Annotated in this window: 13 protein-coding genes; 4 read left to right on the plus strand and 9 right to left on the minus strand. The window is 37.8% G+C overall.

Translation table 11 applies throughout. The features are described from left to right. The 3 genes from K6G87_RS15305 to acgA form a co-directional block, all read right to left on the minus strand. On the minus strand, positions 1–458 hold a 458-nt coding region (locus K6G87_RS15305), incomplete at its 3' end, for an alcohol dehydrogenase catalytic domain-containing protein (protein ID WP_296839154.1). Positions 459–476: 18 nt separating this feature from the next. Continuing rightward, positions 477–1,529, minus strand: a complete 1,053-nt coding sequence (acgM, locus tag K6G87_RS15310; RefSeq protein WP_296839156.1) for a radical SAM/SPASM domain protein, ACGX system — start codon at positions 1,527–1,529, stop codon at positions 477–479. A 103-nt stretch (positions 1,530–1,632) separates the two neighbouring features. Next, positions 1,633–1,824: an ACGX-repeat peptide gene (gene acgA / locus K6G87_RS15315; RefSeq protein WP_296839158.1), complete on the minus strand. Its 192-nt coding sequence runs from the start codon at positions 1,822–1,824 to the stop codon at positions 1,633–1,635. Positions 1,825–2,091: 267 nt separating this feature from the next. Here acgA and K6G87_RS15320 point away from each other — a divergent pair, with 267 nt between their 5' ends. The 4 genes from K6G87_RS15320 (at position 2,092) to K6G87_RS15335 (ending at position 5,186) form a co-directional block, all read left to right on the plus strand. Then, a complete protein-coding gene (locus tag K6G87_RS15320; RefSeq protein ID WP_296839159.1) occupies positions 2,092–2,418 on the plus strand; it encodes a winged helix-turn-helix transcriptional regulator in 327 nt (108 codons plus the stop codon). A gap of 150 nt (positions 2,419–2,568) precedes the next feature. Beyond that, positions 2,569–3,609 (plus strand): bifunctional glycosyltransferase family 2/GtrA family protein, encoded by a 1,041-nt coding sequence (locus tag K6G87_RS15325; protein WP_296839160.1) that lies wholly within the window; start codon positions 2,569–2,571, stop codon positions 3,607–3,609. Further along, positions 3,596–4,789: a phosphodiester glycosidase family protein gene (locus K6G87_RS15330; RefSeq protein ID WP_296839162.1), complete on the plus strand. Its 1,194-nt coding sequence runs from the start codon at positions 3,596–3,598 to the stop codon at positions 4,787–4,789. Before K6G87_RS15325 ends, K6G87_RS15330 begins: the two co-directional genes overlap by 14 nt. Next, positions 4,773–5,186, plus strand: a complete 414-nt coding sequence (locus K6G87_RS15335; protein WP_296839163.1) for a hypothetical protein — start codon at positions 4,773–4,775, stop codon at positions 5,184–5,186. The genes K6G87_RS15330 and K6G87_RS15335 overlap by 17 nt, the downstream gene beginning before the upstream one ends. On the opposite strand, the gene K6G87_RS15340 is transcribed toward K6G87_RS15335, so the two are convergent. From K6G87_RS15340 to K6G87_RS15365, 6 genes are all read right to left on the minus strand, one after another. After that, the gene (locus K6G87_RS15340) at positions 5,147–6,598 is read right to left on the minus strand and encodes an ABC transporter ATP-binding protein (RefSeq protein ID WP_296839165.1); all 1,452 of its coding nucleotides are present in this window, start codon (positions 6,596–6,598) and stop codon (positions 5,147–5,149) included. The genes K6G87_RS15335 and K6G87_RS15340 overlap by 40 nt on opposite strands. After that, a complete protein-coding gene (locus K6G87_RS15345; RefSeq protein WP_296839166.1) occupies positions 6,595–7,326 on the minus strand; it encodes an energy-coupling factor transporter transmembrane component T in 732 nt (243 codons plus the stop codon). Before K6G87_RS15345 ends, K6G87_RS15340 begins: the two co-directional genes overlap by 4 nt. Further along, positions 7,326–7,916 (minus strand): MptD family putative ECF transporter S component, encoded by a 591-nt coding sequence (locus K6G87_RS15350; RefSeq protein ID WP_296839169.1) that lies wholly within the window; start codon positions 7,914–7,916, stop codon positions 7,326–7,328. Before K6G87_RS15350 ends, K6G87_RS15345 begins: the two co-directional genes overlap by 1 nt. 47 nt (positions 7,917–7,963) lie before the next feature. Beyond that, positions 7,964–9,451 (minus strand): carboxylesterase family protein, encoded by a 1,488-nt coding sequence (locus K6G87_RS15355; protein ID WP_296839172.1) that lies wholly within the window; start codon positions 9,449–9,451, stop codon positions 7,964–7,966. A gap of 581 nt (positions 9,452–10,032) precedes the next feature. Then, positions 10,033–10,809 carry a response regulator gene (locus K6G87_RS15360; RefSeq protein WP_296839175.1) on the minus strand — a complete coding sequence of 259 codons (777 nt, stop codon included), beginning with the start codon at positions 10,807–10,809 and terminating at the stop codon, positions 10,033–10,035. Between the two features lie 59 nt (positions 10,810–10,868). Next, positions 10,869–11,954, minus strand: a 1,086-nt coding sequence (locus K6G87_RS15365; protein ID WP_296839178.1) for a response regulator, incomplete at its 5' end; no start/stop codon positions are given.

The following is an 11,954-nucleotide window of genomic DNA, read 5'->3' on the forward strand; positions in this document are numbered from 1 at the left end:
GTGTCTTCTTTTCTTAGCTGCAAACATTCAAAAAGCGATCCCCAGGCTGTGAAATATGTCTCGGGTATAGCTGCAAGCTCAGACCACTTTAGATTACTTTCAATTTTAAAAACATGATGCGCAGGAAGAAGAGCATATTCAGCATAGCTTCCGTCAAAAGACCTTCCCATTCCGCCCATCATCGCAATGACTTTATCACCGGCTTTAAAAGAGCTGTTTGATGGATCTGCTATTTCTCCAACGCACTCTATCCCCGGGATGATCGGCTTTTTAATATAGTCGTATTTTATTTCTTCATGACGAAGAATGAGTTCGGAATGATTCATTCCAAAGGCCTTAACTTTAACAAGTACCCAGCCTGGAACTACCTCTGGTACCTCTTTTTCTTTTAAAAAAATATCTTCCACGTTGATAGGACCATCAAGTACTACTGCTTTCATTGTATTTGTATTATTCATAGGTATTTCCCTCAGTCCTTATGATACAAACAGATCACTATTAACATCTGCCCAGCATTGTGGATCATCTGCATAAAAGCTTCCATTGGTTCCACATGCAACGGCAGGACAGCCTCTGCACCATGCTTTCAATTTACATTTACTGCACTTTTCAAACTTGTCGTATTCTCTATAATCTTCAAAACTGGTCTCCCACAAATCCGCAATCCTGTCTTCAAATACATTTCCCACCTTGCTGTCAGCAACTCTCCTGCAAGCATAAATATCACCTGTAGGTAGAATTGTCATATGACAGTTTGCACAATTACATCCTCCGTATATCATGTTAGGATCCACGTTTTCGGGAATTTTGAATTCTCCGATCTCATATTCATAGAGAGTCCAAAGATGATCTTTTTTGTTAAAATAAGTCTGGCACCCTTCCGCCTTATACTCCTTGAACTTCTTGTCACACACAACAAGAAGCTCTCTATATTCCATAGCCGTCATGGATGCGTCAAGATCTCCACCACTAGGAACGTATCTTGCAAAGGCAAAAACATTAGCGCCTGCGGCTACAACAGCATCAATAATACCAGGAACTTCCATTCTATTGGTCTTAGAAACAGTAGTCATTATCACACTTCTTATTCCTGCTCTATTGATACATCCTATTTTCTCCAAAGTACAGTCGTAGGATCCAGGCTTTCTGAACCAGTCGTGGGTTTCTCTAAGTCCATCAATAGAAAGCTGATATTTCTCGCATCCATACCATTTAAGCTCTCTGCAGACCTGATCATTTAAATGAAAAGGATTACCAAGGATCGTAAACTTAATCTCATGATCTTTCATAAGCTGCAAAAGTCTCCAAAAATCCGGATGAAGGATTGGATCTCCACCTGTTATATAAAAGTAAGGTGTTCTTCCATATACTTTGCAAAAATCCAGGCAGTTATAAAATGTGTCTTCCATCTGCTTCCAGTTCATAGAAAAAAGACAGGTATGCTCTCCGCTTGAATAGATATAGCAGTGCTTACACCTTTGATCACATTCATCTGTAATATGCCATTGGAATGAAAAATATGGTTTCATCGACCTTACCTCCGTTTGAATCTATCTAAACAGCAAATGCTGATTATTTATGAAGTAACCTCCGGTTTTAGGCCGGAGGTCTGACTATGCTGTAAATATTTGATTATTTGTTGTCGCCAGCGCCACATGCACTTCCACAAGCTGCAGGTTTTTCTTCAGGCTTTGCATCTCCTGCACCGCATGCACTTCCACAAGCTGCAGGCTTTTCTTCGGGCTTTGCATCTCCTGCTCCACATGCAGCAGCTGTGCCCTGTGCTTCGTTGTTTACCCATCCGTTAAGATTAGATAATGCCATAATAAGTTCCTCCTTTGAAAAGAAATGGTCTAAAAGCGTTATTGCTTTTTGTAATTTCAATATAAATCTCTGATGCCTTACAAAAAAGTACGCACTTTTTTATTACTCAGTTACCTTTTTGTAACTAATAGACAGCTATAAATTATGATGTTATATTGAACTCAGATTAGAATGTTACATTCGATTTTGAACTTTTGGAATTATTCAGTATTTGTAGCCACAACATAAATCATATTTTTCGGTGACTATATTTGGAAAGGAGTTCTTATGAAAACAAAAGATGAATTGCCTGAATGCCCTGTAGCAACTACGGTAAGTCTTATAGGAAGTAAATGGAAACTTCTCATAATGAGAAACCTTCTTGCAAGGCCCTGGCGCTTTAATGAACTCAAAAACAGCCTTGAAGGCATAAGCCAGAAGGTATTAACAGATTCTTTAAGATCTATGGAAGAAGACGGAATCATTACTAGAACAGTATATCCTGAAGTTCCGCCACGAGTAGAATATTCACTTTCAGAACTTGGTGAATCAATGCGCCCTATAATAAGTTCTATGGAATCATGGGGCAAGGAATATAAGAAAACACTCGACTGAAAATTGTAAATGTCTTTCCTACGAAATCCGCACCAGATGCGGATTTTCGTTTTACTACCTGCAATAATAAATTGAAAACCCGAATGTAAAGATTTCTTTTAGGTTATTTTTACATTCGGGTTTTACTATCACCTCATAGGAGGTGATACCGTGTATACAAAGAAAATCGCACTAATCCCTGCATATGAACCTGATGTAAGACTTGTAGAGCTTGTAGAAGAGCTTGTAAATGCATCATTTAAGGTAGTTATTGTAAATGATGGAAGCTCTGCAGCATATAGTCAAAGATTCAATATGTGCAAAGACTATGCAACGATAATCAATCATCCGGTAAATATGGGTAAGGGAGTTGCTCTTAAAACAGGGCTTGGCTATATAAAAGAATTCTTCAACGGGCCTTATACCGTTGTAACAGTAGATGCTGATGGGCAGCACAAGATTACAGATGTTATAAGAGTCTGCAAATTTGCACAAAGCCACCCCGAAAGCCTTATTCTTGGAAGCAGAAAACTCCAAAAAAATACCCCTTTAAGAAGTAAAGTCGGTAATTATATAACGAGAAAAGTTTATCAGTTTGTCAGCGGATCTAAAGTCTATGATACTCAAACAGGTCTTAGGGCTTTCTCACAGAGCCTTGTGTCTCGCATGCTTGAGATAAAAGGTGACAGATACGAGTATGAAATGAATGTCCTTATGCATTTTGCCAAGGAAAGAATAGATATTAGAGAGATCCAGATAGAAACCGTATATATTGATGGAAACTCCTCTTCTCATTTTAATACTATAAAAGACTCTGTGAAAATATATAAGGAAATCCTTAAATTTTCCGCATCATCTTTTCTAAGTTTCCTTTTGGATTATTCTCTGTATAGTGTTTTCTTTCTGCTTACAGGAAGTGTTCTTTTTGGAAATATAGTAGCGCGAATAATAAGCGGAACCTTTAACTACAGCATTAACAGGATGTTTGTGTTTGACAACGAAAGACCCTTAAAACATTCGGCACCCGAATACTTTGTTTTGGCTCTATTAGTACTTGCTGGAAATACTATGATCCTTGGACTAGTTGTTAATACAGGGCTAAATCCCTTTGCCGGTAAAATACTGGCAGAAATGCTTATGTTTGTAATTAGTTATATTATCCAGAGGACACTGATATTCAAGAAGGAGACAATTCATTGTGAAAAGGCATAAATTTACACTACTGTATGGGCTTCTTCTAGTATCCTTCACTATTTATATGGGGCTTGATACATTTGTCTTATCAAGCGTGTATCAGACAGATGCCGGAAGTTTCAACGCATCTTTATTTGGAAGTGATAGCATAAAGACCCTTGAAACTGCAGATAATACAAATGAATCATCAAACGAAGAAACAGGGACTTCTGTATCAGGCGATGATGAATCAGCTGACTTAGATGAAACAAATACAGATACTTATGAAGATAATACAGATTCAGATACAGATACAGAAACTTCTGAAGACAGTTCAAATACAACAGATGATAGTAATTCCTCTGGAAAATCCAAGGGTTCAAGATCCGGATCAGGAAAAGGAAAGAGACATTCAGGTCACAGTGATTCAGATACAGATTCAAATGATAGCTCAGATTCTGACTCAGAAACACTTACAGCTACAAGTTATGAAGACGGCGTCATAGGAAGCTATGAAAGCAGCGATGCAACAATAATAGTATCTAAATACGAATACGAAGGAACTTCTGTATACGTTGCTGACGTAACCTTAAGCTCTGCAGAATATATTAAGACAGCCTTTGCACAGGGCACCTATGGTAAAAATGTAACAGAAACAACTTCTGAAATGGCTTCTGATAATAATGCCATACTTGCAATAAATGGTGATAATTATGGGTCCCAGGAAACAGGTTATGTCATACGAAATGGAATCATATATAGGGACGAAGCCGGAAGTAGTGATGTCCTTTGCATATATGCAGATGGAAGCATGCAGGTAATAGATCCTGAAGAATATACAGCGCAGGAGCTCCTTGATCAGGGGGTATGGCAGGCATTTTCTTTTGGCCCATCTCTTGTAGAAGAAGGAGAAATCTCTGTTTCTGAAGATGATGAAGTTGGCAAAGCCAAAGCAAGTAATCCAAGAACTGCAATAGGAATAATTGATGACCTTCACTATATAATAGTAGTTTCTGACGGAAGAACCGATGAAAGTGAAGGACTATCTTTATACCAGCTTTCAACATTTATGGAAAACCTTGGCGCAGAAACAGCTTATAACCTGGATGGAGGCGGATCTTCCACAATGGTATTTGAAGGTCAGGTTATAAACAATCCTACTACAACCGGTAATACTATCAAAGAAAGAGAGGTTAACGATATTGTTTACATCGGATGATACCAAAAAAGATATGATAAACAGTGCGTTCTGGCATCTGATCTTTGCCCTCTTCTGTGCTATGTTTGGCGCCATATATGAACTATTTAGTCACGAAGTATATTCATTTTATATGATATATGCTTTTGCTATACCGCTTGTATTAGGAACTTTGACACAACATATACTGGCTGGCCTTACGCATATTAACATGAAGGGACTTGCACTTTCTTTTTGGAATATGGCTGTAGTAACCCTTACTATCGGCTGTCTTTTTAAAGGAGTCCTTGATATTTACGGAACGACCAACAAACTTATCCTTGTATATCCAGCGGCTTCAGCAGTTTTATTTGTACTTGCCTTCATATTCCTGATCGTTCAACGCTTAACACGTCCATGTTCAAGTCTTACGACATGATCAGCACAAAGAGTAAGAAGTTCAGGGTCATGTGTTGATACAAGTACAGTCTTGCCACTGTCAGCAAGCTTTCTAAGAAGCCTTGCAACAGAACACATATGAACATAGTCAAGACCTGAAGTTGGCTTATCAAAAAGGAGTAGCTTTGCTTTAGCTGCAATAGCAGAAGCAATAGCTACTCTTTGCTTCTGCCCTCCTGATAAAGCCATAGGATGCGTATCAGCATAATCGTCAAGATCAACAGACTCAAGTATCTTATGAGCCGCTTCACTTGAAGGTTCTTTCATAGAAAGAAGAACTTCTGATAAAACGCTATCTGTAAAAAGCTGATGATTCACATCCTGCATCACAAGATAGCTGATTTCAATAGCTTTTCTTCTTTTATAGGAATTACCATCTATGATTATCTGGCCTTTACAATTCTTTTCAAGTCCGCAAATGCATCTAAGAAGTGTAGACTTACCTGCTCCATTATATCCAACAAGACCTATAACACTTCCTTTTTGTAGCTCGAGCCTTGGAATGTAAAGTGTAAGAGACTCATCCGGAATCTTTTTACGTCCAAAAAGATGCTGTTTCTTGTCATACGTAAAATAGAAATCTTTTAAAACTATACTTTCATTATTATATTTATTCTTTTGATGTGGTCTTAAAACTGTCTCCAGATTTCTGTCAATTGACAAAGGACGCAGCTTTAAACTACGCATCATATCATCACCAAGTTTTTGGAACTCATCTTTGGTCCATTCTCTACTAATACTTCCATCTTCTATTAAAAGGACCCTGTCAACAAGATCACTTACATACCAGAGTCTATGCTCAGAAATGATGATCGTCTTCCCCTGACTTCTCCACAATTTGATGATTCGGCGAAGCTCATCAATTGCCTTCCAGTCAAGGTTTGATGATGGCTCATCAAGGATTATGACATCCGGAATAAGAGCTGCAACACTGGCACAGGCAATTTTCTGCTTTTCTCCTCCTGACAGCTCAAAAAGGCTTCTTGAAAGAAGCGGACTAAGATCCATATCCCTTGTTACTATATCCTTGCGCTTTTTGATCTCCTTGGGAGGAAGTCCTATATTCTCAGTACCAAAGACTATCTCTCCATCTGTATCTACTGAAAAAAACTGACTTCTGGGATTTTGAAATACAGTTCCTACTATGCCTGCAAGATCGTAAAGAGGAGTTGTAAGAATATCTTTGCCATCAACAGAAACGCTTCCTGACAGATCACCCTTGTAAAAATGAGGAATAAGCCCATTAATAAGGCGCAGTATTGACGTTTTACCAGCGCCTGACGAGCCGCATAAAAGAACCGCCTCACCCTTTTGTACAGTTAGAGATATATCCTTAAGACGACCATATTCTGAACCTTTATAGTTAAAATTTACATCCTTAATTTCAATCATAGTATTTGCGTATATTTAGAGATAATAAACATAAATGCCATTATCATAAGTCCAATCATTATTATTATATCTATTGCTTTAAGCCTTAATTCTACAACGCTTGAACGCTTTATATCCGCGCCAAGGCCCCTTGTAATAGCTGCTGCAGAAAGCTCATCTCCAATACTTACGCAGGAGAAAAGAAGCGGAATCATTCTATACTCTACCATTTTGGTGACATGACCTGAACCCATCACAATACCACGCATTTTCATAGCATCTTTGATCGCACCATATTCTTCTTTTACTGTTGGAAAAAAACGCATGACAACAGCAAGCGATATAGCTATACCATCAGGCACATGCATCTTCTGCATTGCAGAAAGAAACTCTCCTATCTTTGTAGTACGTATCATATACCAGGCCGTGATCATGGCAGGCATGAACTGAACTACGATTGCGCAATATCCAAGAAGAAGCGAAGTAACAACACCTGTAGAGGCACTAGAAAGTACGTTCCTTGCGATTATCAAAGCTATAAGATAAAGAGTGCCAAAGCGAAGTGCTGAAACTATACGCCCTTCAAGCACAAGCAAAAGAACAGGAATAAAAGTTATTAAAGTCCTCAAAACCCACATAAACGTTGTTGTCGCACTCATCATTACTATCGTAGATACTACTAAAACCATAAACAGCTTCGTGCGCGGGTCAAGACGAAGAATAGATTTACCTTCCATAGAATGCTCCATTAAACAATTCCTGCTTTTTCAAAATGCTTCTTAACAACCTTCTGTCCTATAACAGCACCTATACATCCAAAAACAAAACATACAATAAGAAGAACTATTATGGTACGTGAGTTGATAGCTCTGAAAAGATTATCGCAATACTCAGCGCTATAACCACCTTCAATAAGATCATTTCTATAAGACTCTGCAGTTACGATTACAGGAAAATAGTTTGCACATACCCATAAACTGAAGATTCCATTACTCAGAATTGTCTTCTTTGCACTCTTGTAATTGCCGCTTTTAGCAATAAAATCTGCTACAAGTCCTACAATCAGGATAAGAGGTGCTCCAAGCCAGCCCATACCTGTGACAAACATAATGATCGCAAGAAGAATAGCCATAGTTGTAAGCATTCCGAATTTCTCGATCTTGGAATAAAAAAGCATCATTGGAATACCACCAACAAGCGGTATGAGAACTACATATGCAGCTACTATATAAGGATGAATGAATCCAAGCATTCCACATGCAAATTCAACCACAAAAAGTAGTGCCGTAAAAATACCTACAGTAATAAAATCTTTTGCTTCTAATTTTTTGTTATTCATAATACATTCCCCTTTATATTTATATAAAACATACATCGTATGTTTTTTTACATGGTCTCTAAATATGAGCATCTGGCTCTTTCGCACAATCCGGCATCATTTACCTTTTCTATAAGATCCTTATTAGGAAAAGGAACAGAGGTGATCTCATCATCATAATCCGTGATAAGACCTGTCTCATCAAATCTTGGACGATTTGGTATTACTCCGGTTTTTATAAATTCAAGCCAGTCCTTTTGAAGGATCCTTGTCTGAAGCTTATTCTCTTCAGGAATAGGAATATTCATTTTATCCATATTGTCAAAAAAGAGTGCAAGCTCCGCTCCGTGATATGATCCTCTAAGCTTCTTGTAAAGATCAGGTGCATAATGCATTCTATAGCCGTAAACAGGACATTTAGATGAGTAATATTTCATAAGCTGATAAGAAGAATTATGGAATACCAAAAGCTCCATGATCTTGGTCTGTATGTCTACAGGACCTGTCGCATCCTTTTCAAAGGCAGCCTTTAGCAAGTTCCCAAAGTCTCCATACTTATTCCTAAGCACTTCGTCAAGCTGACTATCCCTTGTTGTAATACCAAGGAACTTGTAATACATAGGGATCTCGATCATTGAAAACTCATCAGAATTAGTACCAAGCAATACCGGAATTGAAGGAAATCTTCCCTCCTTGAGAAGCTTATTAGGATCTTCTATAAAAAAGTCTCCATCAATCACATCTGCTTCTGATATTGGATTATGTTTATCTATAAGACACTTATATGGAACAGTTTTTAAAATTTTAGGATCTGATATCTTTTTCTTTTTAAGATAATCATTAAAAACTTTTTCTGCCTGCTCTCTCTTTGTTATATGCGGAAGATTACCGGCGAATAAGATAAGCTTATCAAACTGCTTATTACTGACAGGATTCAGAAACTGATACATACATGACAGACCACCGCCGCAGTGCCCCATAAGTGTTATATTATCCGGGTCACCTCCAAAGCTGCCAATATTCTTACGTATCCATATAAGCGCAGCCTGCTGATCATAGTATGCAAGATTAGCAGTCATATTGCCGCCATCAAAATAGGGAAGATAACCAAAATTACCAATCCTGTAGGTAATAGAGACAAATACTATGCCATGTGACGCAAGATTACCACCTGTATAAATCGGCACAGTACCTGATCCTTCTCCTCCTCCGTGAATAAAGACTGCAACAGGCTTGTGATCTGTAAGAGAGTCAGTCCAGATATTAACAACAAAAGCATCCTCTGTCTGGGTATCATTCAATGGAAGAAATTCAGGTCGCATCATATGATGTTTTAAGAAAACATTAGCCCAAAGAGGATAACCATGCTGCCAAAAGCAGACCGTATCTTCACGATTAATAGGTTTACCTTTTGTATACTCATCTACTACTACCGGTTTCTCAAACCTACCTGCATGAGCATAAGGAACGCTTGGAATAGCATAAACAGGGTCGCCTGAATCACTTTGCCCTACAACATTTGCATAAACATCGCCAATAGACGTACTTAAGATCATGATATTGCACTTTCTAAAGAAACTTATCCCATCAATAAAATTAAGCTTCGCACACCATTAATACGTTACTGCCCTTACGATTTGATTGCCTTGGGCAGTTAATAAAGGATTTTCTTCTCTTAAAAATAATTCGTCGCTCTATGTTAGCTATGTCTAACCTTTAAGCATACTATAACATTAACACCTATAAATTATTTACTTGCAACAAGGATTCACAAGGTTAGCGATTGCTAACGCACAGAGATTATTCTACATCCACACTACATCAAAGTCAAATGTTTTCCGACATTGCTCCACGCATAAAGCGTGCAGGAAGCTTTTATTGCGAATTTAATAATGCGAGCAGTTTATAAAGAGTTTTTGCGTCTTTGAGCGTTTTTATAAATTCAAAAGCTTTATAGATGGATATTAATATTCCGCTAGGGGTCCGCATGTTCGAGCGTAGCGAGTTTCGGACCCCGGAATATTAATATCCAGATATCAAGCTTTGAATTATAAAACGCGAAAGACAAGAAAATCTTTATAAACTGCTCGCATTATTAAAACTTTAAAGTGGCACATATTATATGTGCGCCAAGTTTTCACAGGGTGTCCTGATAGCTTTTTACTTTTTGTTTTTCGAAGAATTCGTCTATATTGGCTATGAGTTCTCCAGGCGGCATAGTTTTCAAAAGGTATTTTTCAGGCTTTAGCGAAACCACCTGCATAACACTTTCTTTATCACCCTTTACCGTAAGGAACATAACAGGTATATCACACGTATCAGGTTCACTTCTTAGCATCTTAAGAACCTGCGGCCCCGTTGTGACCGGCATTTCATAATCAAGAAGAATAAGATCTACAGGGTTTTTTACAAGGAAGGTTATTGCCGCCATTCCCGAGTTGACCATAAATACCTGATACTTTTCAGATAGCCAGCTTTTGATAGTTCTAAGCATGACACCATCATCATCAACTACAAGGATACGCTTTTTCTGAAGACGGATATTTTCTTTTTCTACAAGCTCTATCATCTTCTGACCAAGCTCTTTTACATTTACCGGTCTTTCAAAAACTGCAGATAGCATTGCACTATCCTTATTTTCAACAATCTTCTCTATTTCATCAGGAGATCCAATAATACTGATTGACAGATCATCCTCAAAAACCTTGTCTCTAAGATATACAAAAAGCTCCATCATATCATCTATCTGATCTATGTAGATCAGATATAAAGACGGTTTATCTTTGATTCTTTCTATATCGGTCACATTGGGGGCAGATTGTATGACTTCAAATCCCTTGTTTTTTAGCTCATTAGCAATTGATGTGACCATAAAACTTTTGCCACCACCTACTAACAGTACTCTTTTATCCATATGATCTCTCCATAAAAAGATTAACGGTAGCCTTTTCTAATAAAATAATAATACATATATCAGAGAATTGACAGTAAAGACTCTCTGTCAACTGCAATTATCAGTTCTTTAACCTTATCATACTTATCTTTATATACTTTTGGAATACTATATCCTGCAAGCATCTTGATAATTCCATCTGCTGTATCATAGTCGTATGCTTCTATAAGTTCTTTTATATCCGAGAAAGCCTGAACAAGCTCATCTTCAGGTATTTCAGGTAATACTTCATCTTCAGGCACTTCTTCTATTGCTACGCCAAGCTTTTCTTTGTAGCTTCTATATAATTCTAAAAGCTCGGACGTTTTAGCTACTATCTCATCTTCATTTTCATCATTACCGCACTTTTCAAGGTAAGCAGCCATTTTAGACAGCTCCATCGCACCTATAAGTCTTGAAGAGCTCTTTAGTGCATGAACTGTAACTGTATAGTTTCTAAAGTCCTTGTCTTTTACAAAACTTTCTATATTGGAAGCTTCTTTATCGATACTTGAATAATAATTATTTATAACTTCTCTTAATACTTCGATGCTTCCGCAGTTTTTGATCGCCTCTGTAAGATCAATTCCCTGAATCTTTCTAAGAGGATCATCGGCATCAAGGCTCGTACTAGCATCATCAGAACCTTTATCTGTATCTTCCCCATTATCTGTTTCGTCAGCTTCAAGTATCTTTTCATCAGGAAGATAATCGCGTATCATGCTTTCTAAAAGTTCACTCTTTATAGGCTTAGCAATATAGTCATCGAATCCTGCATTTATATACTCTTCTCTTGCTCCTGAACCAGCGTTTGCAGTAAGTGCAATGCAAGGAACTCCTTCATTCAGGTTCCCTTCAAGCTCTTTCATTGCTGCCAGAGTCTCAAGGCCATCCATTTCCGGCATTCTGTGATCAATAAAAATGATATCGTACTTTTGTTCCTGCACCTTTTTTAATGTCTCTTTACCACTATCTGCAGTATCCACCTGTATTCTGGTAGCCTTTAAAAGGCCCTTAACGACAGTAAGATTCATAGGTGTATCATCTACTACCAGGACCTTTGCATCCGGTGCATGATATTTTTCATGATACTTCTTTAGGCCCTTTATATACTCTTTGTAACGCTT

This window comes from Butyrivibrio sp. (genome assembly GCF_024699075.1).